At 56.7% G+C, this 24,828-nt stretch carries 26 protein-coding genes and 3 tRNA genes; 16 read left to right on the top strand and 13 right to left on the bottom strand.

Going from position 1 to position 24,828, the window contains the following annotated elements:
• Window positions 1-93: 93 nt before the first annotated feature.
• From ACMGEE_RS05125 to wrbA, 3 genes are all read right to left on the bottom strand, one after another.
• Window positions 94-1,467, bottom strand: a complete 1,374-nt coding sequence (locus ACMGEE_RS05125; protein ID WP_436829767.1) for an NAD-dependent succinate-semialdehyde dehydrogenase — start codon at window positions 1,465-1,467, stop codon at window positions 94-96.
• Between the two features lie 147 nt (window positions 1,468-1,614).
• Complete coding sequence (locus ACMGEE_RS05120; protein ID WP_253454661.1) at window positions 1,615-1,845, bottom strand: YccJ family protein; 231 nt, start codon at window positions 1,843-1,845, stop codon at window positions 1,615-1,617.
• A gap of 22 nt (window positions 1,846-1,867) precedes the next feature.
• On the bottom strand, window positions 1,868-2,467 hold the full coding sequence (gene wrbA, locus ACMGEE_RS05115; RefSeq protein WP_253454660.1) for an NAD(P)H:quinone oxidoreductase: 600 nt from the start codon (window positions 2,465-2,467) through the stop codon (window positions 1,868-1,870).
• A gap of 340 nt (window positions 2,468-2,807) precedes the next feature.
• On the opposite strand from wrbA, the gene ACMGEE_RS05110 reads away from it, so the two are divergent.
• Window positions 2,808-2,990 (top strand): con-10 family general stress protein, encoded by a 183-nt coding sequence (locus tag ACMGEE_RS05110; RefSeq protein WP_125288670.1) that lies wholly within the window; start codon window positions 2,808-2,810, stop codon window positions 2,988-2,990.
• 113 nt (window positions 2,991-3,103) lie between these two features.
• On the top strand, window positions 3,104-4,015 hold the full coding sequence (locus ACMGEE_RS05105; RefSeq protein ID WP_370733887.1) for a DMT family transporter: 912 nt from the start codon (window positions 3,104-3,106) through the stop codon (window positions 4,013-4,015).
• Here the strand turns inward: ACMGEE_RS05105 and rutG are convergent.
• From rutG to rutA, 7 genes are read right to left on the bottom strand one after another with little or no spacing between them, the layout of a single operon-like run.
• Window positions 4,012-5,331, bottom strand: coding sequence for a pyrimidine utilization transport protein G (gene rutG / locus ACMGEE_RS05100; protein ID WP_301251186.1), 1,320 nt, complete (start codon window positions 5,329-5,331; stop codon window positions 4,012-4,014). The genes ACMGEE_RS05105 and rutG overlap by 4 nt on opposite strands.
• Window positions 5,332-5,374: 43 nt before the next feature.
• Window positions 5,375-5,899: an NADH-dependent FMN reductase RutF gene (gene rutF / locus ACMGEE_RS05095; RefSeq protein ID WP_369894875.1), complete on the bottom strand. Its 525-nt coding sequence runs from the start codon at window positions 5,897-5,899 to the stop codon at window positions 5,375-5,377.
• Between the two features lie 10 nt (window positions 5,900-5,909).
• Window positions 5,910-6,500 carry a malonic semialdehyde reductase gene (locus ACMGEE_RS05090; protein WP_369894874.1) on the bottom strand — a complete coding sequence of 197 codons (591 nt, stop codon included), beginning with the start codon at window positions 6,498-6,500 and terminating at the stop codon, window positions 5,910-5,912.
• Window positions 6,485-7,303 (bottom strand): pyrimidine utilization protein D, encoded by an 819-nt coding sequence (gene rutD, locus ACMGEE_RS05085; protein ID WP_436829766.1) that lies wholly within the window; start codon window positions 7,301-7,303, stop codon window positions 6,485-6,487. Before rutD ends, ACMGEE_RS05090 begins: the two co-directional genes overlap by 16 nt.
• 10 nt (window positions 7,304-7,313) lie before the next feature.
• On the bottom strand, window positions 7,314-7,700 hold the full coding sequence (rutC, locus tag ACMGEE_RS05080) for a pyrimidine utilization protein C (protein ID WP_253454654.1): 387 nt from the start codon (window positions 7,698-7,700) through the stop codon (window positions 7,314-7,316).
• Window positions 7,701-7,714: 14 nt separating this feature from the next.
• Entirely contained in the window at window positions 7,715-8,461 is a 747-nt protein-coding gene (rutB, locus tag ACMGEE_RS05075) for a pyrimidine utilization protein B (protein ID WP_301251183.1), read from the bottom strand.
• Complete coding sequence (gene rutA, locus ACMGEE_RS05070; RefSeq protein ID WP_369894871.1) at window positions 8,461-9,552, bottom strand: pyrimidine utilization protein A; 1,092 nt, start codon at window positions 9,550-9,552, stop codon at window positions 8,461-8,463. Before rutA ends, rutB begins: the two co-directional genes overlap by 1 nt.
• Window positions 9,553-9,819: 267 nt before the next feature.
• Between rutA and rutR the strand changes: the two genes are divergently transcribed.
• Window positions 9,820-10,458, top strand: a complete 639-nt coding sequence (gene rutR / locus ACMGEE_RS05065; RefSeq protein WP_301729748.1) for an HTH-type transcriptional regulator RutR — start codon at window positions 9,820-9,822, stop codon at window positions 10,456-10,458.
• A gap of 278 nt (window positions 10,459-10,736) precedes the next feature.
• On the opposite strand, the gene cycA is transcribed toward rutR, so the two are convergent.
• On the bottom strand, window positions 10,737-12,128 hold the full coding sequence (cycA, locus tag ACMGEE_RS05060; protein ID WP_253454650.1) for a D-serine/D-alanine/glycine transporter: 1,392 nt from the start codon (window positions 12,126-12,128) through the stop codon (window positions 10,737-10,739).
• A gap of 267 nt (window positions 12,129-12,395) precedes the next feature.
• Here cycA and ACMGEE_RS05055 point away from each other — a divergent pair, with 267 nt between their 5' ends.
• The 3 genes from ACMGEE_RS05055 (at window position 12,396) to ACMGEE_RS05045 (ending at window position 15,156) form a co-directional block, all read left to right on the top strand.
• Window positions 12,396-13,091, top strand: a complete 696-nt coding sequence (locus ACMGEE_RS05055; RefSeq protein ID WP_436829864.1) for an extensin-like domain-containing protein — start codon at window positions 12,396-12,398, stop codon at window positions 13,089-13,091.
• A 611-nt stretch (window positions 13,092-13,702) separates the two neighbouring features.
• On the top strand, window positions 13,703-14,425 hold the full coding sequence (locus ACMGEE_RS05050) for an autoinducer binding domain-containing protein (RefSeq protein WP_436829863.1): 723 nt from the start codon (window positions 13,703-13,705) through the stop codon (window positions 14,423-14,425).
• Between the two features lie 125 nt (window positions 14,426-14,550).
• Window positions 14,551-15,156: an autoinducer synthase gene (locus ACMGEE_RS05045; RefSeq protein ID WP_253461038.1), complete on the top strand. Its 606-nt coding sequence runs from the start codon at window positions 14,551-14,553 to the stop codon at window positions 15,154-15,156.
• Here ACMGEE_RS05045 and ACMGEE_RS05040 read toward each other — a convergent pair.
• Together ACMGEE_RS05040 and ACMGEE_RS05035 are read right to left on the bottom strand one after the other, a co-directional pair.
• The gene (locus tag ACMGEE_RS05040) at window positions 15,153-15,491 is read right to left on the bottom strand and encodes a GlpM family protein (protein WP_253454647.1); all 339 of its coding nucleotides are present in this window, start codon (window positions 15,489-15,491) and stop codon (window positions 15,153-15,155) included. The two genes, ACMGEE_RS05045 and ACMGEE_RS05040, sit on opposite strands and share 4 nt — an antisense overlap.
• A gap of 76 nt (window positions 15,492-15,567) precedes the next feature.
• Window positions 15,568-15,792: a DUF2594 family protein gene (locus ACMGEE_RS05035; protein WP_125288658.1), complete on the bottom strand. Its 225-nt coding sequence runs from the start codon at window positions 15,790-15,792 to the stop codon at window positions 15,568-15,570.
• 237 nt (window positions 15,793-16,029) lie between these two features.
• Between ACMGEE_RS05035 and uvrY the strand changes: the two genes are divergently transcribed.
• The 10 genes from uvrY to ACMGEE_RS04985 all read left to right on the top strand — a co-directional run bounded on the left by uvrY (window position 16,030) and on the right by ACMGEE_RS04985 (window position 24,690).
• The gene (gene uvrY / locus ACMGEE_RS05030) at window positions 16,030-16,689 is read left to right on the top strand and encodes a UvrY/SirA/GacA family response regulator transcription factor (RefSeq protein ID WP_253454646.1); all 660 of its coding nucleotides are present in this window, start codon (window positions 16,030-16,032) and stop codon (window positions 16,687-16,689) included.
• Window positions 16,682-18,514: an excinuclease ABC subunit UvrC gene (gene uvrC / locus ACMGEE_RS05025; protein WP_253454645.1), complete on the top strand. Its 1,833-nt coding sequence runs from the start codon at window positions 16,682-16,684 to the stop codon at window positions 18,512-18,514. Before uvrY ends, uvrC begins: the two co-directional genes overlap by 8 nt.
• Window positions 18,515-18,585: 71 nt before the next feature.
• Entirely contained in the window at window positions 18,586-19,134 is a 549-nt protein-coding gene (pgsA, locus tag ACMGEE_RS05020) for a CDP-diacylglycerol--glycerol-3-phosphate 3-phosphatidyltransferase (RefSeq protein ID WP_253454644.1), read from the top strand.
• A 153-nt stretch (window positions 19,135-19,287) separates the two neighbouring features.
• Window positions 19,288-19,363, top strand: a tRNA-Gly gene (locus ACMGEE_RS05015).
• Between the two features lie 42 nt (window positions 19,364-19,405).
• A tRNA-Cys gene (locus ACMGEE_RS05010) sits at window positions 19,406-19,479 on the top strand.
• 12 nt (window positions 19,480-19,491) lie between these two features.
• A tRNA-Leu gene (locus ACMGEE_RS05005) sits at window positions 19,492-19,577 on the top strand.
• A gap of 521 nt (window positions 19,578-20,098) precedes the next feature.
• Window positions 20,099-20,530 (top strand): MarR family winged helix-turn-helix transcriptional regulator, encoded by a 432-nt coding sequence (locus tag ACMGEE_RS05000; protein ID WP_253454643.1) that lies wholly within the window; start codon window positions 20,099-20,101, stop codon window positions 20,528-20,530.
• A 61-nt stretch (window positions 20,531-20,591) separates the two neighbouring features.
• Window positions 20,592-22,223 (top strand): MFS transporter, encoded by a 1,632-nt coding sequence (locus ACMGEE_RS04995; RefSeq protein WP_301251306.1) that lies wholly within the window; start codon window positions 20,592-20,594, stop codon window positions 22,221-22,223.
• Window positions 22,220-23,302, top strand: coding sequence for an HlyD family secretion protein (locus ACMGEE_RS04990; RefSeq protein WP_301729747.1), 1,083 nt, complete (start codon window positions 22,220-22,222; stop codon window positions 23,300-23,302). The genes ACMGEE_RS04995 and ACMGEE_RS04990 overlap by 4 nt, the downstream gene beginning before the upstream one ends.
• Window positions 23,299-24,690 carry an efflux transporter outer membrane subunit gene (locus ACMGEE_RS04985; protein ID WP_301251178.1) on the top strand — a complete coding sequence of 464 codons (1,392 nt, stop codon included), beginning with the start codon at window positions 23,299-23,301 and terminating at the stop codon, window positions 24,688-24,690. The genes ACMGEE_RS04990 and ACMGEE_RS04985 overlap by 4 nt, the downstream gene beginning before the upstream one ends.
• Window positions 24,691-24,828 lie beyond the last annotated feature (138 nt).

Genomic DNA, 24,828 nt, shown 5'->3' with positions numbered 1-24,828 from the left:
GGCGAAAAAAAGACCGGCTGATTGCCGGTCTTATCATGCTCTGTCAGAACCTGATTTCAGGCCGACGCTGTCGGCCTTTTTTACGTCTGGCGATCAGCCTTTGCTGACCACAACCAGTTTCTGGTTTACAAACTCTTTGATGCCCAGATCGGAAAGCTCGCGGCCGTAGCCTGAGCGTTTCACGCCGCCAAACGGCAGTTCTGGTGCGGTATCGCTGGCGGAGTTGATATAAACCATACCGGTTTCAATGCGCGAGGCCAGGGTTTTGCCGCGCTCGATATTGCTGGTAAAGACCGAGCCGCCAAGGCCGTAATGCGAATCGTTGGCCAGTTTCACCACTTCCTCCTCATCTTTTACCACATAGATTTGCGCAACCGGGCCGAAAAACTCTTCAAAGTAAGCCGGGTTGTCGCGGGTAATGCCGGAAAGGATTGTCGGCTCATAGAAACAGCCTTCGCCTTCTACCGCCTTGCCGCCCAGATGCAGCTTCGCGCCTTTGGCTACCGCGTTCTCCACCTGCTTAACCAGCGTATCGCGCGCGCTGGCGGAAGAGAGTGGGCCAAGCGTGGTGCTTTTATCCAGCGGATCGCCGATCTTCACTTCGCGGAAGGCCTGAGTGAATTTTTCGATAAAGGCATCGGCCACTTTTTCCTGCACGATAAAGCGTTTAGCGGCGGTGCAAACCTGGCCGCAGTTGCTCAGGCGCGCGCCAACGCCAGCCTTCACGGCTTTATCCAAATCGCAGTCGTCCAGCACTACGAAGACGTCGTTGCCGCCCAGCTCCAGCGTGGTTTTTTTCAGGTATTTACCGGCCTGCTGCGCTACGGCGCTGCCTGCGCGCTCGGAACCGGTCAGGGCCGCACCCTGAACGCGATCGTCAGCAATCAGCGAGGCGATCTGATCGTTGCTGACGAAAAGGTTAGTCCAGGCGCCTTTTGGCGCGCCGGCTTCCGTTACCAGCTCTTCAAACAGCGTGGCGCAATGCGGCACGTTGGCGGCATGTTTCGCCAGCACCGGGTTACCGGCAGCAAGATTCGGCGCCAGCACGCGCATCAGCTGATAGTAAGGGAAGTTCCACGGCTCTACGGCTACCAGCACGCCGATTGGGTGATTTTCCACCCAGGCTTCGCCCAGATCGGTGGGATAAGAGGTTGGGGCAAGGAAACGCTCGGCGTTTTCCGCATAGTAGCGAGCAATCTTCGCGCAAAGCTGCACTTCGCCACGGCTCTGCTCAATCAGTTTACCCATTTCAATACTGGCGGTTTTTGCCAGTTCGTCCACGCGGCTGTCAATCAGGTTGGCCAGCTTTGCCAGCACCTGAAGGCGCGGCTGGATTGGGCCTTTGGACCAGGAAGAATGATAAAGGTCGTCGGCGGTTTTCAGCGCGGCTTCCACCTGCCGATCGTCATGCTCCGGCCAGGATTTAATCAGTTCGTTATTGGCAGGATTGATGGTTTTATAGGACATGGTGGCTCCTTCTCAAGGCCGTCAGGCTAAATGGTGAGAATAAGCGTAGTAGAGGATTTATTGATTTAACAAGGCGGAAGGGTGTCAGTTTGTGCTGTGCAACGCGACGAAACAGCAGAATGCACTGCTGTTTCGCCGCAGTGGAGGTTAGACGTTTTTACGCTCGACCGGGACGTTATCCCAGGTCAGCACGTCCTGATCGGTTTTTTCAAACGCGCGGATCAGAACTTCATCATTACCCTGTTGCTCCCAAATCCCCTCGGCGAGCTTCTCATCGTAGTTCGCCACTTCAAAAATGGCTTCGGCAATTTCAGGCGAGGTGGAACGAATACTTGCCCATTCTCCCACTCGATGTTCTTTAGATTGTTGCGTAGCCATACTGTTCTCCTGTGAGTTGAGGTTATCCGTTCAGTTTTACCGCCAGTCCGGCGACATATTCACCCTGATAGCGGGCAATATTCAGTTCATCTTCGCTGGGCTGACGCGAGCCGTCACCGCCAGCGAACGTCGTGGCGCCGTAGGGCGTGCCGCCACGAACCTGTGAAATATCAAACAGCTCTTTCGCACCGTACCCAATAGGTACGATAACCATGCCGTGATGAGCAAGTGTAGTCCAGGTTGAGGTAATCGTCTGTTCCTGGCCGCCGCCGGTGCCGGTAGAAGCGAAAACGCTGGCGATTTTGCCGAACAGGGCGCCGGATGCCCAGAGGCCGCCGGTGCGGTCAAGGAAGGTGCGCATTTGTCCGGACATATTGCCAAAGCGCGTCGGCGTGCCGAACAGAATAGCGTCGTACTGCGGCAGTTCGTCCGGCGTGGCTTCGGCCGCATCCTGATCGGTTTTGCCGCCGACCTGAGCAAAACGCTCAGCGTTCATGGTTTCAGGCACGCGTTTCAGAGTCACTTCCGCGCCGCTGACGCGTCGTGCGCCTTCTGCTACCGCCTTCGCCATGGTTTCCACATGTCCGTACATCGAATAGTAAAGCACTAAAATTTTAGCCATCGTTCACTCCCTGAGTAGGTGGTTTTAAACAGCGTTCGATAGAAAAGTATAGATGAGGCTGCTCCAGCTTGCAGAAACGCAAAAAGCGAGGGATAAAAACGGGTACATTCCAGAAAATGCTTAAAATAAATATTAGATTTAATAATATGATTTTCGGCAATTTTTAGCCGTAAAAGCGCCTGGCAAACCTGCTTTTTGATAAAATAATTCGCGCTTCGCGTCGATAATCTATGCTTAATAACGGGACGGTGCACAGAAAGAGCGGCCACCGTCGCCAGGGTGAAGCCACAGGCTCACCGTATGAATGCAGTATGATGGCTTAACTATTCGGAGGTAAGAAATGGCAGAACATCGTGGTGGATCTGGAAATTTCGCTGAAGACCGTAAAAGAGCATCAGAAGCAGGCCGTAAAGGCGGCAAGGCCAGCGGCGGTAATTTTAAAAATGACCCGCAGCGCGCTTCACAGGCCGGGGAAAAAGGAGGACGCAACAGCCGGGGCAGTCGTGACAAGACATCCGGTTAGTCCATCCTTACGCCGCCGGGGCCACCCGGCGGCGTGATCGTCGTTTAACTTTTTCTGATTGATTCCCACAACAACCCTTGCCACACTGCGCCAAAAATTTATACGAGCGCGCTATGTCTTTCCTTTCCCGCTACAAATTTTCCCTCAGCTCGCAGGAGCTGGTGCTGATGCTGATTACCATGGTCTGGGGCGGCACCTTTTTGGCCGTGCACCATGCCATGACCGTCAGCGGCCCTTTCTTTTTCGTTGGCCTGCGTTTTGCCACGGCGGCGCTGCTGTTGGCCCTGGTTGCGCGGAAGTCGCTGCGCGGCCTGACGCTGGCGGAATGCAGGGCCGGAGCGGCTATCGGCGTCGCTATCAGCGGCGGCTACGGCCTGCAAACCTGGGGAATGCAAACCATCGAGAGCAGCCAGTCAGCCTTTATCACCGCCCTGTATGTGCCGCTGGTGCCGCTGCTGCAGTGGCTTTTTCTGCGGCGCATGCCGGGCGTGATGGCCTGGGTCGGTATCGTGCTGGCGTTTAGCGGCCTGATGCTGCTTGCCGGGCCGAAAAGCGGCTCGCTTTCGTTCAGCGCCGGGGAAACGGCGACGCTGCTCAGCACGCTGGCTATCGCAGGCGAAATTATTTTAATCAGCGCCAGCGCGGGCAAAGTGGACGTCAAAAGAGTCACCGTTGTGCAGCTGGCAGCGGCCTCGCTTTGCTCGTTTATGCTGATGGTGCCCAACGGCGAAGCCGTACCGGCTTCTTCCCCTTATTTATGGTATAGCGCGCTGGGGCTGGGCGCGGCCAGCGCATTGATTCAGGTCACCATGAACTGGGCGCAGCGCAGCGTGTCGCCTACTCGCGCGACGGTTATCTACGCGGGTGAACCGGTTTGGGCGGGCATTGTTGGAAGGGTGGCGGGCGAGCGGTTGCCTGGCGTTGCGCTACTCGGCGGCGCGCTGATTGTCGCTGGCGTGCTGATTAGCGAGCTCAAGCTGAAAAAGCGGGCGAAGCGGCCTTCGCCCGCTGAGAGACAAAGCTAGCTTTGCTGCCTTGCCACATCGTTCAGCGCGGCGGCGCGGCGTCGGCTGAGAATAGCGTTAAGGATGATGGCGCCGAAGGTCGCCGTGCCGATCCCGCCCATGGTAAAGCTGCCAATTTTCAGCGCAAAATCGCCTGCGCCCAGCACCAGCGTAACGGCAACCATAATCAGATTGCCGTTCTGGCCCAAATCGACGTTATTCTGCACCCAGATACGCGCGCCGGCCACGGCAATCAGGCCGAATACTACGATAGACGCGCCGCCGATCACGGGTGCGGGAATGGTATGGATCAGCGCGCCGAACTTGGGCGAAAAGCCCAGCAGAATGGCGATAACCGCCGCCGCCACAAACACCAGCGTCGAATAGACTTTCGTCACCGCCATCACGCCGATATTTTCTGCATAGGTGGTCACGCCGCTGCCGCCCAGGCCGCCTGACAACATGGTCGCCAGCCCGTCGCCGACAAAGGCTCTGCCCATCCACGGATCGAGGTTTTTACCTGTCATGCCCGCAACCGCTTTAAGATGCCCCAGGTTTTCCGCTACCAGAATGATCGCCACCGGCGCGATGGTAAACATCGCCTGGCTGTTAAAAATCGGCGCGGTCGTGGTCGGCAGACCAAACCAGGGCGCGCTGGCGATAAGGCCGAAGTCCACCGGTTTACCCAGGCCGAAGCCGTTGGTCAGCAGTGCATAAATCGCCCAGGCCGCTATCAGCCCAACCAGCAGCAGCAGCCGCTGCACCATGCCGCGCGTAAAGACGGCCGTCAGACCGATGCAGATCACGGTCATCACGGCTATCCAGCTGTCGAACATGGAAGAGGAGACGCTGCGAACCGCAATCGGCGCCAGGTTCAGGCCGATCGCCATCACCACCGCGCCCGTCACCACCGGCGGCATCAGCTTTTCAATCCAGCGCGTACCGACCTTCATCACCACCACGCCGATAAGCGTATACAGCAGGCCACAGGCGATAATGCCGCCCAGCGCGACGCCAAGATGCTGATTGACGCCCTGGCCGTTAAAGCCGGTGACCGCGATCACCACGCCGACAAAAGCGGCACTGGATCCAAGATAGCTGGGCACGCGCCCGCCAGTAATCAGAAAGAACAGCAGGGTGCCGATGCCGGACATCATCACCGAAAGGTTGGGATCGAGCCCCATCAGCAGCGGCATCAGCACCGTGGCGCCAAACATCGCGACCGCGTGCTGTAGTCCCATAATAATTGTCTGGCCCGGCGGCAGCGTTTCATCAGGGGCCACAAGGCCCGTGGCGGACACCGACTGCCGCCATTGGGGGAACCAGGAATCAGCCATCGTCTTCTCCAGAGAAGTGAATCAGTAGCCGCCGGAGCGGGGATCAGGCATCCCGCCGCGCCAGGTGGTGGTAGCCGCGATCGAACCAGATCAGGCCGTGAGTCTGGTCGTTGCAGACCAGCGCGTGGATTTCACAGATCAACACGTCGTGCGTACCGACGCTGGCGATTTGCGTAACGTGACAGTCAAACGAGGCTACCGCGCCCGCAAGCACCGGCGAACCTGTGGTCAGGGTTGACCACTCTGCGGCCTGGAAGCGCGCCTCCATCGGCGTTTTGCCGCCAAACAGGCCGGAGAGTTCCTCATGTCCGGCGGCCAGCGTATTAACGCAAAGCTGGCGGTTAGCGTTGAAAACCTCATAAACGGAGGCGGAGCGATTCAGGCACACCAGCAGCGTTGGCGGCGAATCGGTCACGCTGCAAACGGCGGAAGCGGTAAAACCGGCGCGTCCCGCAGGGCCGTCGGTAGTAATGATGTTGACCGCCGCGCCCAGGCGCGCCATTGCGTTGCGAAACGACTGTTTTTCCACGCCCGACACGACTTCAGGCATTAACGTATCCACAGACATAATTTTCCCCTTATACAAGCGTGCAGGCATCGGCAAAAGCCAGTCTTGGCAGCCGCGCATAGACTTTGCTCGCGTCGCCATAGCCGATATTGACTAATAAATTACTTTTCCAGCCGCTGTCGGCGAAGAAGGTGGTATCGACCATCGCCCGGTCAAAGCCGGACATCGGGCCGGTATCCAGACCGAGCGCGCGGCAGGCGCTAATCAGATAAGCCGCCTGAAGCGAACTGTTGCGAAAGGCCGTCTCCTCCGCCAGCGCCGGGCTGCTGGTAAACCAGGCTTTGGCGTCGGCATGAGGAAATAGCGTGGGTAGCTGCTCGTAAAAAGCCGGATCCCAGGCGACGATAGCCGTCACCGGCGCGGTCAGGGTTTTTTCCAGATTGCCGCTGGAAAGGGCAGGCTTCAGCTTCGCTTTGCCTTCCGCGCTACGCACAAAACAGAAGCGGGCCGGGCTACAGTTGGCCGAGGTCGGCCCCATCTTGATCAAATCATAAAGTTCAGCAAGCTGCTGGTCGCTGACGGGACGATCCTGCCAGCCATTGTAGGTGCGCGCGGCGGTGAACAGCGTCGCCAGCGCGGTGGAATTCAGGGCTTCTGCCATAGCGGCTCCGGGGAAAAGTGGGCGGGCGCGGTTTCGTCCAGCCAGGTCAGTAAAAGGGCGTTAAAGGCGGCGCTTTCCGTCACGCTCATGGCATGACCGCCGCGAGGCATCGCCTCCAGCGTGGCGTTTGGCAGCGCCTCGTACAGTTTTTGCGAGCAGATCGACGGCACCAGCAGATCGTCCTGCGAACAGATCAGCAGCGCTGGCTGGGTAATCTGCCCGGCCTGTTGCGTAAAGTCGCAGCTCATCAGCGCGTGCAGGCGGCGAAGCAAATTTTCAGTACCCTGAAAATGCGCGTTATGCAGCGCGTCTTCCGCTTCGATACGCGCTTCGTTTTCCGCCAGCCAGTCGGCAGGATAGAGAAACAGCGGCTGCGCGCGAACGTAAGCTTCCACGCCGACGTTCAGCAGCAGATCCTGACGAACCTGAAAGCAGCGGCGGGTATGGGCGTCAAGCCGCAGCCAGCCGTTAACGATCGCCAGCCGCGCCACGCGTTCGGGGTAGTCGAGCGCCAGCTGCATCGCCACCATGCCGCCCAGCGCGTGGCCGATAATGTCGAAGCGGACGATGTCGCGCGCCGCCAGCGCCGAGGCCAGCTCTTCGGCCATATCGCGCATGCTGTAGCCAGCGGGCAGCGTATCCGGGCTGCGTCCGGTGCCGCGCTGATCGTAAGTTACCACGCGGTACGCCTTGCGCAGTTCGGCGAGCTGTGGCTGCCAGAAGCTGCCCAGCCCGCCCAGACCGGCAGAGAGCACCAGCGTGGACGCAGAAGGCTGCGCCAGGCCGGAAATGTCAAGATGCATGGCGCCTCCGTTAGCTGCCGATATGCGCGATTGATGCGATTTCCACCAGCGCGTCCGGCTTTACCAGCCCGCACTGAATACAGAAGCGTGCGGGTTTTTCGCCGGGGAAATAGTCGGCGTAAACCCGGTTGATCTCGCCATAGTTGCTCCAGTCGGTCAGGAATATGGAGTTAAACGTGACGTCAGCCATGGTGCCGCCTGCGGTTTCGATAACGCTTTTGATCGTCTCCAGCACGTGCCGCGTTTGTGCCGCCGCATCGCCGACGTGCACCACGTTGTTGTCCCGATCGAAAGGCAAGGTGCCGGAGACATAGACCACGCCATCGGCCAGCGTGCCGGGCACAAAAGGCGCAATGGGCACGCCGGTGCCCGGCGGAGTAATAATCGTTTTTGGCATCGTTTTCTCCTGCCTCAGGCCGTTTGTGTTTGCGCAACGCTGGCGGTTTGCAGCGCGGTGCAGAAAGTTTCTACGTTGCTTACCCAGCCAAAAAAGGTTTCGATGTTAAAAATGGCGGCCTGCTGGGCGAAAAGCGGGCCGGCCTGATAGGTAGCGTCTTCCAGCACCACGCCGAAATATTCCAGAAAAAACCCGTCGCGCAGCGTCGATTCCACGCAGACGTTGGTGGCAATGCCGGTAAAGATCAGATGGCGAATGCCGCGGCTGCGCAACATGCTGTCCAGCGGCGTATTAAAGAAGCCGCTGTAGCGCGGTTTCGGCAGCACAATATCGCCGGGCTGCGGCTGAAGCTGGTCAACCAGCTCATAGTCCCAGCCGCCTTTCGCCAGCAGCGTGCCCGCCAGCTCGGGCCGGTTGCGCATCGTTTTCAGCGCGTTGGATTTATGCCAGTTTGGCGAGCCGGGGCCGCCTGCCTCCACGTACTGGTCGTCCCAGCCGTTCTGAAACCAGATAATCTGGATCCCGGCATCTCGCGCCGCCTTCACGGCGACAGCGATTTTTTCAATAACCGGCGCGGTGGCGGAAACGTCAAACCCGGCCAGATCCAGATAGCCGCCGGTGGTGGCATAGGCATTTTGCATATCCACCACGATCAGCGCGGTCTGCTCAGGCGGGAAAGCGATGGCTTCCGGGCGCGCGGGCAGGGTAACGCTGTTTTTAGTGGCGGCGGTGGTGCAGATCACGGTTTCTTGCAGGCTCATCAGGCTACCTCTTTAGCGGACAGGGCAATATGGCTGCGGCAGGACATCAGCGGCTGAATACGCTCGCCGAAATTCTCAATTCCCTGCAGGAAATCATCGAAGGTCAGCAGCACGCCCTGGGTGCCGGGTACGGTAGCCACTTCATCCAACATGCGCGCCACGTTGGCGTAAGAACCAACCAGCGTGCCCATATTGATATTGACCGCCGAGGTAGGATCGGCCATCTGCCGCACGTTGGTATCGCTGCCGGAACGCTTGTCCTGCTGGCTTTGCGTGGTAAGCCAGGCCAGCGCCTCTTCATCTGCGCCGTCTTTGTAGCGCTCCCATTTCTCGCGGGCAGCCTCGTCGGTTTCATCGGCGATGACCATAAACAGCACGTAGGAGCCGACGTCGCGACCGGCAAGGTCCGCAGCGCTTTTCATGCGGGCGGCGGTTGGGGCAAAGGCAGTCGGCGTGTTGACGCCTTTACCGAAGCAGAAGTTGTAATCGGCATGCTGCGCGGAGAAAGCCATGCCGGCGTCGCTCTGGCCTGCGCAAATCACCTTCATCGGGCTTTGCGGCTGCGGGCTGACGCGGCAGTCGTTCATGGTAAAGAATTCGCCTTTCAGGTCGGATTTGCCGGTGCCCCATAAATCGCGCAGCACGGTGACGTATTCGGTCAGGTAGTCGTAGCGGCGCGCGAAGTAGTCGTCGCCGGGCCAGATACCCATCTGCTCATATTCAGGCTTCTGCCAGCCGGTCACCAGGTTAACGCCGAAGCGGCCGCCGGAAATCGAATCCACGGTCGCGGCCATTCTTGCTACTATGGCGGGCGGCAGCGTCAGGGTGGCGGCCGTAGCATAAATTTCGATGCGGGAAGTCACGGCGGCCAGGCCAGCCATCAGGGTGAAGGACTCCAGGTTATGGTCCCAGAACTCGGTTTTGCCGCCAAAGCCGCGCAGTTTGATCATCGACAGCGCGAAATCAAACTGATAATGCTCCGCCTTGAGAACGATAGCCTTGTTCAGTTCAAAAGTCGGCTTGTACTGCGGAGCCGTGGTAGAGATCAACCAGCCGTTGTTGCCGATAGGGATAAAAACACCAACTTTCATGGGAATACCTCATAGTTAACGGTGACGGTCCGCGCTGCGTTGCTTCCCTGCTCCCTGTTGAGCGGCGCAAAAGAAAGATTGCAAAGGCTGTGCCACTTTATAAAAAAGGCTATGATTCAATCAGTTGAGATATTTGTGTTAAAATGTTGTGGAGCATATGGTCCGAAACAGACCATTTGGTAAAAATTCATGCACAAAAAGCAGGCGGACGTGAGCGAAAAAAGTGCACGGTGGCAAGACGCCCGCCGGTTAAAGGATGGAGTTACGGTGAATTCTGCAAAATCCCCCGCGCCGACCCGGCGTTCTAAAGCCGTTGCCGCCAAGCGAACGGCTATCCTGGCGGCGGCGCTTGAGCTGTTTTCTCTTTATGGTCTGCACGGCACCAGCCTGGACAAGGTGGCGGAAGGGGCAGACGTTTCAAAAACCAATCTGCTTTACTACTTTCCTTCAAAAGAAGCGCTCTATATTGCCGTGCTTAAGGAGATCCTGGACGTCTGGCTGGCGCCGCTGCGCGCGCTGCGCAGCGATCAGGAGCCGCTGGTGGCTATACGTGACTATATCCGGCTGAAGCTGGAAGTCTCGCGCGACCATCCGCAGGCCTCGCGGCTGTTCTGTCTGGAGATGCTACAGGGCGCGCCGCTGCTGAAAGCGGAGCTGGAAGGTGACCTGAAAGCGCTGGTGGATGAGAAATCACGAATCGTGAAAGGCTGGATAGAAGCGGGCAGGCTGGCGGCGGTAGAGCCGCATCATCTGATTTTTATGCTGTGGGCAACCACGCAGCACTATGCGGATTTCGCCAGCCAGGTCGAGGCCGTCACGGGACGTACGCTCAACGACGAGGCTTTTTTCCTGGAAACGGTAGAAAACGTGCAGCGAATGGTGATTGAAGGTATCCGCGTCCGCTAAAAAAAACGGGCCGTAAAGGCCCGTTGAGATTGTTGACAAACTTATCCTTAACTAACAGGTCGCTTGCAGATTGGTGAAAAGCGGCAGAGGCAGATCGGAACACGGACGCGCACGTCCCTGTAGGCTCGTTTGGCGCGTCCATGCGCCAAAACGGTCCGCTTATCCGCTCAGCCTCTGCCGCTGTGAAACAGCCAGATTGCTGTAAAAAAACACCAGGATGCATGCGCTATTTAGATTTGTCAGCAGTCAGAACGGGCCGTAAAGGCCCGTTCTTGGTATTAACGCTGTTTGCGCTGGCGTAGCCACCAGCCGATGCCGAGCATCACAAACCACAGCGGCGTCACCATCAGCGCCTGGCGGGTATCTTCCTGTAGCGAGAGCAGCACCAGCACAAAGGCGAAGAAGGCCAGACATATCCAGCACATCACCTTGCCCAGCGGCATCTTATAGACGGATTCGGCATGCAGCTGCGGGCGCTGCTTGCGGTAGGCCAGATAAGAGCAAAGGATAATTGACCAGACGAACATAAACAGGATCGCGGAGACGGTGGTCACCAGCGTAAAGACCTTCATCACGTTCGGGATCAGGTAAATCAGCGCTACGCCGCCCAGCAGGCAGAAGCAGGAGAAGAAAAGGCCGGTAGTCGGCACCGCGCGCCGCGACAGCTTGCCGAAGCGTGGATGGGCGACGCCCTGCTGCGCCAGGCCGTAGAGCATACGGCTGGTGGAGAAAATACCGCTGTTGGCCGAAGAGGCGGCGGAGGTCAGCACCACAAAGTTAACGATGCTGGCGGCCGCCGGCAGGCCAATCAGCATAAACATTTCCACAAAAGGACTGCGGTCGGCCACGACCTGCGTCCACGGCGTAACGGCCATGATCACCAGCAGCGCAAAAACATAAAACATAATGATGCGCAGCGGGATAGCGTTAATAGCGCGCGGCAGGACTTTCTTCGGATCGTGCGTTTCCGCAGCCGCCGTGCCTACCAGCTCAATACCGACAAAGGCGAACACCGCAATCTGGAAGCCGGCAAAAAAGCCGCTCATTCCTTTTGGAAACAGGCCGCCATGATCCCAGATATTGCTCAGCGCCGCCGTGCCGCCGCCCGGTGAAGGGTAGTGCATAGCGACCAGCACAATGCCGGTAACGATCAGCGCGACAATGGCCACTATCTTGATGATGGCGAACCAGAACTCCAGCTCGCCGAACAGTTTCACCGTGGCGATATTCAGCGTCAGGAAAACGGCGATGCAGAGCAGGGCGCTCATGCCGACCGAGAAGCTGGGGAACCATAACTGGAAATAAGAGCTGATGGCGACCACGTCCGCAATACCGGTGACCACCCAGCAGAACCAGTAGGTCCAGCCGGTAAAGTAACCCGCCCAGGGGCCCAGCAGATCGGCGGCAAAATCGCCGAAAGATTTATATTCAAGGTTGGAGAGCAGCAGCTCGCCCATCGCCCTCATCACGAAGAACAGCATAAAGCCGATGATCATATAGACGAAAACAATCGACGGGCCGGCAAGACTGATAGTTTTCCCGGACCCCATAAACAGGCCGGTGCCGATAGCGCCGCCGATTGCAATAAGCTGGATATGCCGGTTATGTAAGTTGCGCCGCAGCTCGCCGGGCGCCTCCTCCTGAAGAGGCTTTTTCAATTGGTCAACCATAACGAGAAGTTATCCTGTAGATGTTGTGTCAGCTCTGAGGGCTGTTATTTAGTTAATGCGCGTCGGCAACTCGTTGTATTACCGCGCTCTCCGGGAAAAAACGGCATAAGGCCGACATCGTTTTTCCGCTTAAGGGCGCAAATCTTAACGTAAAAGCGCGTGGCTGGCAGGTAAAGTTATTCACAGTTGGTTCGATCGCACAAAAACGCCGCTACACTCATTATTCGACAAAACGGGCCGGCGGAGCGGCATGAACGGGAGGAGATGATGAAAGCACTGATTGGCGCAGGCATCATTATTCTGCTGACGTTGCTGATAACGCCGTGGCTGCAAAAAAACCTGCCGTCGGCCTGGAACCCCTTTACGCCGCTGAACGTCACCGACGCGCCGGGCTGGATCACCCGCTATAAGCTAAAGCGGCTGCAAAACGATCCCGAAGCCTGTATGGCGGCACTACGGCGAGCGCAGGAAGGCGGCTATATCCGCTTCAGCCGCGTCCGGCCCGTTGGGGGAAATTGTCCGCTTGCCGATCCGGTGCGCGTACAGGGGTTCGGCGATGTGCGTCTCAGCGCCTCGTTTCTGGCCAGCTGCTCGCTGGCGCTCTCAACCACGATGTTTATCACGGCGGCAAAACCACTGGCGGCTGCGCAGCTCGGCTCACCGCTGGCACGTATCGATCATGTCGGCAGCTACGCCTGTAGAAATATTTATCACCGTGCCACAGGCAGGCTAAGCGAACATGCCACGGCGGAAGCGCTGGACGTGGCGGGTTTCCGCTTACAGGACGGCAGACAAATTACCGTGCAGAAGACGTGGGGACAGCAGCGCCCCGAGGCGCTCTGGCTACGGCAAGTTTTCCAGCAAAGCTGCGCCTGGTATGGTAATTCACTGGGCCCGGACTACAACCGCGCCCACGCCTCGCACTTTCATCTGGGCATGCGAGGATTTGGCCTCTGTCGGTAACCGGCCGGTGCCATATTTCCAGATCGGGTAAAAGCGCGTCGTCGCCAATTGAGGGCGGAGAAAAGGCGTACTACAGCCGTAATTAATAATTATCCTAAAGACAAATTTCTGTCTTTAATGCTTTAATTTGCTGTAAATCAGATGGTTATAATATTTGATACTGTCGTATCAAATTGATTTTCCGCAAGTGCCTCCTTTTAAGCAATAAATTTTTAGCAGGCTTTAAAATCGACCCTTAAAAGCGCATGATTGAATATTTCCAGGAAAAATCTTATTCTTGTTTCTTAAAAGAGGCATCGGGCGGGTACAAGGTAACCTTTTGGCTGATGGCTGATGGCTGATGGCTGATGGCTGATGGCTGATAGTGGATAGTGGATAGCTACAGCTACCGGCGTCACCAGGCGCAATCACGCTGCATTTTTCTGTTAATTTAAAAGGTTACTGCTATGCCTGCGATTTTCGGACAATCAGGAGCACCTTTTCTTGTTATTATCCCGCGACATAAGGATAAGTAGTGGGCGTTAATTCTCCCCCTATATTACCTGGTATTCAGAATTGACCCTAAATTTACAGCAGGATGCGGGCTGATGCCTCATCCATCCGAGGCAGCAATGGCTACTGGAAATTATTTCAGCTGGTGTAAGGAAACCGAGGCGGCTTTCCTTGAGGTCACAGATACGACTGAAATAATGCGACTGCTTGCCCAACACACGCTGGATCTGGGGCTAAATTTCTATGCGCTATATATACGCCATCCTGTTCCTTTTACTCGCCCTAAAATATTTGTTTTTTCCAACTATCCTGAAAGGTGGGTGCGGAAATGGCAGGAAGAAAATTTTTCGGAAGTTGATCCGATCATTCGCTATTGCCAGGTACCGGGCACTTTGCTGCTGTGGAACGATCCGGTGGTCAAGGAAGGACGAAAAGTGTTCGATGCCGCTAAAGAGTTTGGTATTCGTTCCGGGTTTTCCTGCTCCAGGATAGCCAGCAACCGCGTTGTGGGCATTTTGTCGATGGCCTCGGGTAAATCTTTTGAAAAGACAGCGTTATGCGCTGAAAAACAACTTAAACTCCAGTTTTTGTCGGACCGGATACTTGATGCTTTACAGCGCGTAAAGGATCGTTCGCTCAGCGTAATGACGATGCCTTTAAGCCAGCGGGAACGAGAAATACTCAAATGGACAGCAGAAGGCAAAACCGCAGCGGAAATCTCACTGATCCTGTCCATTTCAACACATACTGTGAATTTTCATCAGAAAAATATGCAAAGAAAGTTCAACGCGCCAAATAAAACGCAGGTGGCCTCTTATGCCGCTGCGATTGGGCTACTTTAAACGAATCATAGCTACCAATTTTAGTAGTTTCGTATTGCCGGTCGGTTGTCTACCCTGCGCCTGGGGTTGCCAGGCCTGAGCCACATGGAAAGGCATTCAGCGGTGAATGCAACAGAGGATTAATGATGAAGATTATCCAGACCAAGCTAAGGGACATGCCCTCGTCTTTGCTGGCAGAATTAGGAAGTTATCGCTACAGCGTTTTCGCGCGGGGCGAAGGATGGTCGATTCCATCGCGGTTAAGTACACCTGGCCAGGAGTACGATCGCTTTGACCGCTCGGACGTGGTCTGGTTAATCGCCTGGACCGCACAGCAAGGCATTTGCGGCTGCGCTCGCCTGATGGAGTGGAACGACAGGGAAAGCGGAGAGAAGCGCCAGCAGGCTATCTGGGAAATGTCGCGTTTTTCTGCCCGTCTGGATGTTGACCCCGAGCTACCGCTTAGCATTCTCTGGCACAGCGTGCAGCTGGCCGAACAGTCGGGCGTGGAATACCTTTATAGCGCGGCTACGCCAATGCTGGAAAGAATGTTCGAACAGCATCTGGTGGTCTATGAACCGTTAACGGCAGGCGTCATTCAGTCTGAAGATAATCTTTTCGCCGTCAGGATCCCGGTTAACCAGCCTAATCTGGCGGAAAAATTCCGTGGCGCGCGCCGTTTCAGCCCTGAAGAGGTGCTGCCGACGCTGGGTGTTTCCGTCAGCTGGAGCGGCAGAGGACGTCAGGCTTAAGCCTGACTGCGCGCCCACAGCGTAATCAACAGCCATGCGGCCAGACACCAGCACCCCACGGCGCCACCAAGCGCCAGGGGGAGCCGCATCATGCCGACAAAATACCAGAGCGTCAGCAGATAGATAAAATAGGGGATGATGGCCCACATACCAAAGATGATGGTGGTGCGGAGGGCCTCAATGCCGCGTTCGCTGGCTACGATATAGTGGGCAATCAGCGCGAAGGTAGGGAAGAGCGGCAGCAGGCCAGCCAGATAATAGCTGCGCGTTTTAGATAAAATACCAATCAAAACGACAACCAGCGCACCCAAAACAGCTTTAAAAATTAAGCCCATTGTTCCCTTAAGTCATTGGTGAGTTAAGCGAGCCCTACGCTGACCGGCAGACAATGGGCTACTTTGCTGCGGGCAATTACTGGCGGTAAGCCTGCTTAATTTGACTAATCGTGCTACTGAACACGTCCGCCTGCTGGCGATCCGTCAGCTGAGCAATATATTTTTCCATGTTAATAATTACCTTACCGGCATCGGCCTGGCCCATACCTTTCAACATAAATGTAACCAGCGCTTTCATGCAGGCCATCTCTTCGGCCAAAGTTTGCGTATCTTTACTGGTTGAAAAATCAGTGTCGCTCATGTTTTCTCCTGGTTTTTTTATTAACGGATCGGCTGCGCGATTTTTGGTGCTGATAATACAATTAAGTAACGAGTATATCATATTTACCCCATCTATACAGGCACCTGGCGCGCACGGCGTGCAATAACACCCGGCGGAACAGGCGTTTATTTATGTTCTAACGGCAATCAAAAAGAGGTAAAATCGACGGTCTGTTAATGATCCTTCCCCCCGTTAATACCCATTTGGAGAGGCCTTTTGATACGCGTTCTTCTTGTTGACGACCATGAACTGGTGCGGGCCGGCATTCGACGCATTCTGGAAGACATCAAAGGCTTTCAGGTTGTCGGTGAAGCCTGCTGCGGCGAAGACGCAGTGAAGTGGTGCCGCAGCAATGATGTCGACGTCGTGCTGATGGATATGAACATGCCCGGCATCGGCGGGCTTGAGGCAACGCGGAAAATCGTGCGCTACAGCCCGGATGTGAAAATCATTATGCTGACCATCCACACTGAAAATCCGCTGCCCGCCAGGGTAATGCAGGCGGGGGCGGCCGGCTATCTCAGCAAGGGCGCCGCGCCGCAGGAAGTGGTCAGCGCGATTCGCCAGGTTAACGCCGGACAACGCTACATTGCCTCGGATATCGCCCAGCAGATGGCCCTCAGCCAGATCGAGCCGCAAAAAACGGAGTCGCCTTTTGATTGTTTGTCGGAACGCGAATTACAGATTATGCTGATGATCACCAGGGGCCAGAAAGTGGCAGATATTTCCGAACAGCTTAGCCTGAGTCCGAAGACCGTTAACAGCTATCGCTACCGTATGTTCAGCAAGCTGAACATTAGCGGCGACGTCGAGTTAACGCATCTGGCTATCCGGCACGGGCTGTTCAATGCGGAGTCGTTAACCAGTAGTGAATGATGTTTTTGATGCCAAATCTTTCCTGAAAACGGTCACCAGCCAGCCAGGCGTCTATCGCATGTATGATGCTGGCGGCACGGTTATCTACGTCGGTAAAGCCAAAGATTTAAAAAAACGCCTGTCCAGCTACTTTCGTGGCAATCTGGGCAGCCGAAAAACCGAAGCGCTGGTCGCCAGCATTCATCAGATAGACGTGACGGTCACCCATACCGAAACCGAAGCGCTGCTGCTTGAGCATAACTACATCAAGCTGTATCAGCCGCGCTATAACGTCCTGCTGCGCGACGACAAATCCTATCCCTATATATTCCTCAGCGCGGATGAGCATCCTCGTCTGGCCAGCCATCGCGGCGCCAAGCATGCCAAAGGCGAATATTTCGGGCCTTTCCCTAACGGCTATGCGGTGCGGGAAACGCTGTCGCTGTTGCAGAAAATATTCCCGATCCGCCAGTGCGAAAACAGCGTATACCGCAACCGCTCCCGCCCGTGCCTGCAATATCAGATCGGGCGCTGCCTTGGGCCGTGCGTGGCGGGGTTAGTCAGCGAAGAAGAGTATGCGCAACAGACGGACTATGTACGGCTGTTCCTGTCCGGCAAAGACGATCAGGTGCTGAAGCAGCTGATTAGCCGTATGGAGGAAGCCAGCCAGGCGCTGAAGTTTGAGGAAGCAGGGCGGCTGCGCGACCAGATCCAGGCGGTACGGCGCGTAACCGAACGGCAGTTCGTTTCCAATAATGGCGACGATCTGGATGTTATCGGCGTCGCTTTCGATGCCGGGATGGCCTGCCTGCACGTGCTGTTTATCCGTCAGGGCAAAGTGCTGGGCAGCCGCAGCTACTTCCCTAAAGTGCCGGGCGGCACCGATATCGCCGAAGTGGTGCAGACGTTTGTCGGGCAGTTCTACCTACAGGGCAGCCAGGCGCGCACGCTGCCTGCTGATATTCTGCTGGACTTCGCGCTGCCGGAAAAAGATCTGTTAGCCGCGTCGCTGAGCGAAATGGCCGGCAGAAAAGTTTCCATTCAGAGCAATCCGCGCGGCGATCGCGCTCGCTACCTGAAGCTGGCAAGAACGAATGCCAGCACCGCGCTGGTTAGCCGTCTTTCGCAGCAGTCCACTATTCACCAACGCTTACAGGCGTTAAGTGAAGTGCTGGATCTGCCGGAAATCAAACGGATGGAATGCTTTGATATCAGCCATACGATGGGCGAGCAGACGGTGGCTTCCTGTGTGGTTTTCGACAGCAATGGCCCACTGCGTTCTGAATATCGGCGCTATAACATTACCGGCATTACGCCGGGCGATGACTATGCGGCCATGAATCAGGTGCTGCGCCGTCGCTATGGCAAAGAGCTGGAAGAGAGTAAAATTCCAGACCTGATCCTGATCGACGGCGGCAAAGGCCAGCTGGCGCAGGCGAAAGCCGTGTTTGCGGAACTGGATGTCGGCTGGGATAAAGATCGGCCGATCCTGCTGGGCGTGGCCAAAGGCAGCGATCGCAAAGCCGGGCTGGAAACGCTGTTCTTCGAGCCGGAAGGGGAGGGATTCTCTCTGCCGTCCGACTCGCCAGCGCTGCATGTCATCCAGCATATTCGTGACGACTCTCACAATCATGCAATTACCGGCCATCGCAATAAACGGGCGAAAGTTAAAAATACCAGCGCCCTGGAAAGCATCGAAGGCATAGGGCCTAAACGTCGTCAAATGCTGCTTAAATATATGGGCGGCCTGCAGCCGCTGATGAACGCTTCGGTCGAGGAGATTGCTCGGGTGCCCGGCATTTCGCAGGCGCTGGCGGAGAAAATCTTTTATTCGCTGAAACACTAAGCATTGCGTTGGCTAAGGCATTGTAGGAACATAGGGACAAATTCTACTCTGCCCAGACAGTTAGCGTACCTATGCATTTTAATATTCCGACCTTACTTACTCTGCTTCGTGTCGTGTTGATCCCTTTCTTTGTATTGGCTTTTTATCTGCCGTTTGAATGGGCGCCGCTGGTTTGCGCACTGATCTTTATCGTGGCGGCGATCACCGACTGGTTCGACGGCTGGCTGGCGCGTCGCTGGAAACAAACCACGCGTTTTGGCGCGTTTCTCGATCCGGTTGCGGACAAAGTGATGGTGGCTATTGCGCTGGTTCTGGTGGCCGGGCATTACCACGAATGGTGGATTACGCTACCGGCGGCTACGATGATCGCGCGGGAAATTATTATCTCGGCGCTGCGTGAGTGGATGGCGGAAATCGGCAAGCGCAGCAGCGTGGCCGTCTCCTGGATCGGCAAAGTGAAAACCACGGCACAGATGCTGGCGCTGTTTGCGCTGCTGTGGCGTCCGGATCGCCTGGTAGAAGGCATCGGCGTGGCGGCGCTCTACGTGGCCGCCGTCCTCACTTTCTGGTCGATGTATCAGTATTTGAGCGCGGCACGCGGCGATCTGCTCGAACGATGATCAATGCGATTTAAAAAGCAGCAAACGAGAAAAAAGTGCGGATATTTGTGTTGACTCATTTCGTCCAGTCAGTAGAATGCAACGCATCGAAAGGCAGCTGAGTCGCCAGAAGATAAAGTAAATCAGCAAGTTCTGTTAAGAACGCTGAAAAATGCGGGAATAGCTCAGTTGGTAGAGCACGACCTTGCCAAGGTCGGGGTCGCGAGTTCGAGTCTCGTTTCCCGCTCCAGATTTAGCGGTCAGCGTAGCGCTGGCAGCAAAGCAGAATAAAGGCGCGTTGGCAGAGTGGCCATGCAGCGGATTGCAAATCCGCCTACCTCGGTTCGACTCCGGGACGCGCCTCCACTTTACACCCATGCCCGGGTGGTGAAATCGGTAGACACAAGGGATTTAAAATCCCTCGGCTTATGGCTGTGCGGGTTCAAGTCCCGCCCCGGGCACCACGCTTTGACTACCGATTAAAACAAATAAAAACAAGCACTTTGTGCAATGTCGTGAAGCCGCCGCAAGGCGGTTTTTTTGTGCCTGAAAATACCCGCCTGACATGCCGCCTGACATCATTTTTTTGTGTGTGCATGACTATTCATTTTTCCTGATTACCTGGCACTGGAACTATTTTAACCTTTCTGTCATAGCGCATAGTTTGTTCGATATTTTGCGCCTGAAATTCCCCGTCTGAAATCATGATGCGTACATGGTTACCCCTTTTTCCTGACTATCCGGCACCGCAACTATTTAAACCGCTCTGGTATGGTGGGGCGCTGCCGCCTCGCTTTATATTCTGTCAATGCTTTTCAGGAATAAAAAACCTTTATCGCGGGCTGCTGGCTTGCCGTGCAGGCGCAGAGCCTGTTTTGCGATAATTTTCCCAGGACCACGGCAAACCGCTTTCTGTCGACTATGATCCTTGATTATAATCATGCTCTGTTTTTTGTTAGCAACCTAATTATCAGGCTTCTATATATTGAATATTCAGGATCTCACCTTTTCCCGGCTGCTTCACCTGACTGCTCAGGCCTGGCGGCAGGCGATCGATCGTCGTGTGAAAGAAGATGGTTTAACCACCAGCAGCTGGATGGCGATAGCGACGCTGGCAACGCAAACCGCGCCCGTCAGCCAAAAAGAGCTGGCGCTGGCGCTGGGCCTGGAAGAGGCGACGATAGTGCCGCTGGTGGATCGGCTGGTTAAACAGCAGCTGGTGGTGCGAACGCAGCCGCCGGAAGATCGCCGCAAACGTCTGGTCGCCATTACGCCAGCGGGAACGGCCCTGCATCAGCAGCTGGCGGGCGAGATAGAAAAGCTGCGTAACGAGCTGCTGGCGACCATCAGCCGCGACGAATTAATCGTCGCACAGCGAGTGCTGCAAAAACTGTTGAAAGCGACCGAGGCGAAATAGCGTGCGCGCTAACCGTCCCGATCCTTTCGCGCCGCGCGAATGGGCGCCAGGCGAAAAGCCGATGCTGCCCGGATCGCCCTCAACACCTCTCCATCCCACGCCAAAACGCATCGCCTTTGGTCTGATCGGACTGCTGATTTCCGTTACCGGCGCGCTGAGTAATGCGCTGGTCACGGCGAACCTGAGCAATTTACAGGGCGTGTTTGGCGCCTACAGCAATGAAATAGCCTGGCTGCCTTCGGTTTACGTGATGGGCAACATTTCTATTAACCTGCTGCTGGTGAAATTCCGCCAGCAGTATGGTCTGCGCGCCTTTACCGAAGCCTTCCTGGTGCTTTACGCGCTGGTGTCTTTCTTTCATCTGCTGGTTAACGATCTTAGCTCGGCGATTATCGTGCGCGCCGCCCACGGCATGGTAGGCGCGGCCCTTAGCTCGCTGGGCATTTATTATCAGGTGCAGGCCTGGCCGGCAAAGCATCGCTTAAAAGCGATGGCTATCGGCCTGGGCGCTTCACAGCTGGCTATCCCGCTGGCGCGCCTCTTTTCCAGCGAGCTGCTGCAGCTGGAGCAGTGGCGTGGTCTTTACCTGTTTGAGCTTGGGCTGGCGATGATCTGCCTGGGGGCGGTGCTGATCCTGAAGCTGCCGCCGGGCGATCGTATGAAGGTGTTTGAAAAGAAGGATTTTCTGACCTTTATGCTGATGGCGCCGGGTATGGCGCTGTTTTGCGCCGTGCTGTCGCTGGGCCGCATTGAGTGGTGGACCAGCACGCCGTGGCTGGGCGTATGTCTGGCGCTCGGGCTGGTGCTGGTGATTGCCGCCGTGGTGCTTGAACATAACCGCAGCAATCCCTTAATCAATACGCGCTGGCTGCGTACCGGTGCCATTTTCCGTCTTGGCATCGTGATGGTGATGCTGCGCGTCACGCTGGCCGAGCAGAATACCGGCGCTATTGGCTATTTACAGCAGGTCGGGCTGCTGAACGATCAGATGCAGGGCCTGGCGCTGGCTATCCTGCTGGGGGTGATTGCCGGCATCGCCACCAGCGCGCTGACCATCAATGTTAAACATCTTAGCTGGCCAATCGTGGTGTCGCTGCTGTTGATTATCGTAGCCTCGTTGATGGACGCACAGTCAAGCCCTTTGACCCGCGGCAACAATATGTATTTCAGCCAGTTCCTGCTGGGTTTCAGCAGCACCTTCTTTATTGCGCCCGCGCTGCTGCTGAATATCGGCAGCGTAGTGACCCAGCCGAAAAACCTGGTCAGCCTGGTGGTGCTGTTCGGCATGAGCCAGAATCTGGGCGGCCTGATCGGATCGGCGCTGCTGGGAACGTTTCAGGTGTGGCGGGAAAAATATCACTCCAGCCTGCTGGGCGACCAGCTCTCCCTGCTGGATCCCAACGTCACCGAGCGGCTGTCGCAATATTCAGGGCTGTTCAACAGCCTGATCGGCGATCCCGCTCAGCTCAGCGCGCAGAGTACGGCGCAGCTACAGACGGTAGCTACGCTGCAGGCAAACGTGCTGGCTTACAACGATACCTATCTTCTTACGGCCGGCATGGCCTTTGTCACATTAATCTGGGTACTGTGGCGTCTGTCGCGGCTGCGCTATCTCAACTGGCAGCAGGCCAAACGCGAAGCGGAAGCGGAAAGGCAGATGCTGCAGGCGAATAAAATAATGAGGAATGAATGAGTCAGCAGGAACAGAGCCAGCTCGCCGAGCGTGAACGCAATAACAGGCTACGGATCATCTCTATAGTGACGGGCGCAGGCATTGCCCTGGTCGGGGTGCTGGTGATCCTTTATGCCTGGCAGCTGCCGCCTTTCACCAGTTCAGTTCAGTCTACGGAAAACGCCTACGTGCGCGGCCAGGTCACGTTTATCAGTCCGCAGGTCAGCGGCTACGTCACCGCCGTCAACGTGCTGGATTACCAGCCGGTGCGTAAGGGCGAGGTGATGATGACCATTGACGATCGTATTTACCGGCAGCGGGTGCATCAGGCGCAGGCGCAGCTGGCGATCAAAAAGGCGGCGCTGGAGAACAACGTCCAGCAGCGGCGCAGCGCGCAGGCGGTGATCGCCCGCAACCAGGCCGTGCTGGAAAATGCCAAAGCTCAGGCGCTTAAAAGCGGGCTGGATTTAAAGCGCGTCGAGAATCTGGTGTCTGACGGCTCGCTGTCCGTGCGCGAGCGCGACGCCTCCCGCGCCAGCAATGCCCAGACGCTGGCCGAAGTACAGCAGGCGAAAGCCACGCTGGAAGTTTCCCGTCAGGATCTGCAAACCGCGATTGTTAACCATGCCTCAATGGAGGCGGACGTGGCGAATGCGCAGGCCGCGCTGGAGCTGGCGCAGATCGATCTGGACAATACCCGGATTATCGCGCCGCGCGACGGCCAGCTGGGGCAGATTGCCGTTCGCCTGGGCGCTTACGTGGCGGCAGGCACCCGGCTTACCTCGCTGGTGCCGCCGCAGAAGTGGGTCGTTGCCAATATGAAAGAGACGCAGATGGCGCATATCCGGCCTGGCCTGCCCGTGACCTTTACCGTCGATGCACTGAACGGCGAAACGTATCAGGGCAAAGTTGAATATATTTCGCCTGCGGCCGGTTCGGAGTTCAGCGCGATTTCGCCGGATAACGCTACCGGCAACTTTGTCAAAATCGCCCAGCGTATTCCGGTGCGGATAGCCATTACCAGCGAAAAAGTAGAGCGTCTGCGACCCGGCATGTCCGTTGAGGTGAATATCGATACCGCCGCCGGAGAGTCGAAATGAGGCCTCGGGCGCTGGCGCTGCTGATCGTTATCCTGCTGCCCGTCGGCTGCGCCACCAAAGTCGAAAAGGCGCCGGGATCGCTGCCCGTTCCGGCGCAGTGGCGCCATCAGGCCGGGCCTTCCTCACCCGTAGAAGCCGGATGGTGGCGCGCCTTTGGCGATCGCGATCTGAACGTACTGGTTGAGCAGGCGCTGAAGCATAATCTGGATATCCTTACCGCTCGCTCCCGCGTCGATCAGTACCGTGCTGAGCTGCGGGCGGCCGAGGGTGATAACTTTCCCACGCTGAGCGCAGGCGGCTCCGCCAGCCACGCCAGAGCGCTCTCGTCGGTCAGCGGCCAGCCCCATGAATCTGCCGTATTTCAAGGGTTGCTCCAGGCCAATTATGAGGTGGATTTATGGGGCGCACGCAGCAGCAACATTGCGGCCGCTGAGTCCTCGCTGGCGGCAATCCAGGCCGCGTCTTCTGCCGCAGAGTTGACCGTAGCCAGCTCGGTGGCCTCTGGCTATATGACGCTGCTGGCGCTGGACGAGCAGCTGCGCGTAACGGAGGCGACGCTCGCCACGCGTGAGAATTCGCTGCGGCTGGCGCAACGGCAGTTTGAAACCGGCTATACCTCCAGGCTGGAATGGGTGCAGTCGCAGTCGGAATACCAGACGGCAAAAGCGCAGATCCCGGTGCTGCGGCATCAGATTGCGCAGCAGGAGAATGCGCTCAGCATCCTGGTGGGGATGAATCCTCGCGAAATCGCCCGACAGGGCCGTTTTAAGCAGGTCGCTCCACAGCAGCTGCCTTCTCTGCTGCCTTCCGAACTTTTGCAGCGGCGTCCGGACATCGTTCAGGCCCAGCGCCTGCTGCTGGCGGCGGACGCCACGCTGGCCTCTTCGAAAGCGCGCCTGCTGCCTTCGCTGAATTTGACGGCCAGCGGCACGCTGCAAAGCGCCGCGCTGCATCAGCTGGCGGATAATCCGTTCCGGCTCTGGAGCATCGGCGGCAGCGTGCTGGCGCCCATCCTCAACCGCGAGGCGCTGACGGCGCAGGTCGATGTCTCTATGGCGGCCCGCAATCAGGCGCTGTTTAACTATGAGAAGGTGGTGCGCAACGCTTTCAGCGAGGTGAACAACGATCTGGATGCTATTGCTCGCTATAAAGAGCAGCTGGCGGAGCTGCAAACCCAGGAGCAGGTAGTGAGCGAAGCGCTGCATATTGCCAATAATCGTTATCAGAACGGTTACGCATCTTATCTGGAGGCGCTGGACGCGCAGCGAACGCTGTTCAGCACCCAGCTGAACCTGGTGCAGGTAAAAAATAATTTACTGCAGGCGCAGATAGATCTGTATCGGGCGCTGGGCGGCGGCTGGCAGGCGGGAGACGCTGGCAGCGGATAAAACCCTGCGCAACTAATGGATTACTTCTCTTAAAGTGGCGGTAAAAGTGGAGTTTACCGCTTGCATTCCCGGTAGCTATAAAGATAATCGCAATCCGAATAATAATGATTATCACTCAGCTTGCTATCAGGGAACCGC

Source organism: Erwinia artemisiae (assembly GCF_051400835.1).
Taxonomy (GTDB): Bacteria; Pseudomonadota; Gammaproteobacteria; order Enterobacterales; family Enterobacteriaceae; genus Erwinia; species Erwinia aeris.
Note: the sequence above shows the minus strand (reverse complement) of the source record. Positions and strands in the feature narration are given on the sequence as shown.

Coding starts and splice junctions, on each gene's coding strand:
- ACMGEE_RS04990 (WP_301729747.1), top strand. CDS start 22,220: ATGAGTCAGCAGGAACAGAGCCAGCTCGCCGAGCGTGAACGCAATAAC.
- rutA (WP_369894871.1), bottom strand. CDS start 9,552: ATGAAAGTTGGTGTTTTTATCCCTATCGGCAACAACGGCTGGTTGATC.
- ACMGEE_RS05105 (WP_370733887.1), top strand. CDS start 3,104: ATGTCTTTCCTTTCCCGCTACAAATTTTCCCTCAGCTCGCAGGAGCTG.
- ACMGEE_RS05125 (WP_436829767.1), bottom strand. CDS start 1,467: ATGTCCTATAAAACCATCAATCCTGCCAATAACGAACTGATTAAATCC.
- ACMGEE_RS05040 (WP_253454647.1), bottom strand. CDS start 15,491: ATGGGCTTAATTTTTAAAGCTGTTTTGGGTGCGCTGGTTGTCGTTTTG.
- ACMGEE_RS05045 (WP_253461038.1), top strand. CDS start 14,551: ATGAAGATTATCCAGACCAAGCTAAGGGACATGCCCTCGTCTTTGCTG.
- pgsA (WP_253454644.1), top strand. CDS start 18,586: ATGCATTTTAATATTCCGACCTTACTTACTCTGCTTCGTGTCGTGTTG.
- wrbA (WP_253454660.1), bottom strand. CDS start 2,467: ATGGCTAAAATTTTAGTGCTTTACTATTCGATGTACGGACATGTGGAA.
- rutG (WP_301251186.1), bottom strand. CDS start 5,331: ATGGCTGATTCCTGGTTCCCCCAATGGCGGCAGTCGGTGTCCGCCACG.
- ACMGEE_RS05110 (WP_125288670.1), top strand. CDS start 2,808: ATGGCAGAACATCGTGGTGGATCTGGAAATTTCGCTGAAGACCGTAAA.
- ACMGEE_RS05090 (WP_369894874.1), bottom strand. CDS start 6,500: ATGGCAGAAGCCCTGAATTCCACCGCGCTGGCGACGCTGTTCACCGCC.
- ACMGEE_RS05035 (WP_125288658.1), bottom strand. CDS start 15,792: ATGAGCGACACTGATTTTTCAACCAGTAAAGATACGCAAACTTTGGCC.
- ACMGEE_RS05050 (WP_436829863.1), top strand. CDS start 13,703: ATGGCTACTGGAAATTATTTCAGCTGGTGTAAGGAAACCGAGGCGGCT.
- rutB (WP_301251183.1), bottom strand. CDS start 8,461: ATGAGCCTGCAAGAAACCGTGATCTGCACCACCGCCGCCACTAAAAAC.
- rutF (WP_369894875.1), bottom strand. CDS start 5,899: ATGTCTGTGGATACGTTAATGCCTGAAGTCGTGTCGGGCGTGGAAAAA.
- ACMGEE_RS04995 (WP_301251306.1), top strand. CDS start 20,592: ATGCTGCCCGGATCGCCCTCAACACCTCTCCATCCCACGCCAAAACGC.
- rutC (WP_253454654.1), bottom strand. CDS start 7,700: ATGCCAAAAACGATTATTACTCCGCCGGGCACCGGCGTGCCCATTGCG.
- ACMGEE_RS05120 (WP_253454661.1), bottom strand. CDS start 1,845: ATGGCTACGCAACAATCTAAAGAACATCGAGTGGGAGAATGGGCAAGT.
- cycA (WP_253454650.1), bottom strand. CDS start 12,128: ATGGTTGACCAATTGAAAAAGCCTCTTCAGGAGGAGGCGCCCGGCGAG.
- ACMGEE_RS05055 (WP_436829864.1), top strand. CDS start 12,396: ATGAAAGCACTGATTGGCGCAGGCATCATTATTCTGCTGACGTTGCTG.
- rutD (WP_436829766.1), bottom strand. CDS start 7,303: ATGCATCTTGACATTTCCGGCCTGGCGCAGCCTTCTGCGTCCACGCTG.
- ACMGEE_RS04985 (WP_301251178.1), top strand. CDS start 23,299: ATGAGGCCTCGGGCGCTGGCGCTGCTGATCGTTATCCTGCTGCCCGTC.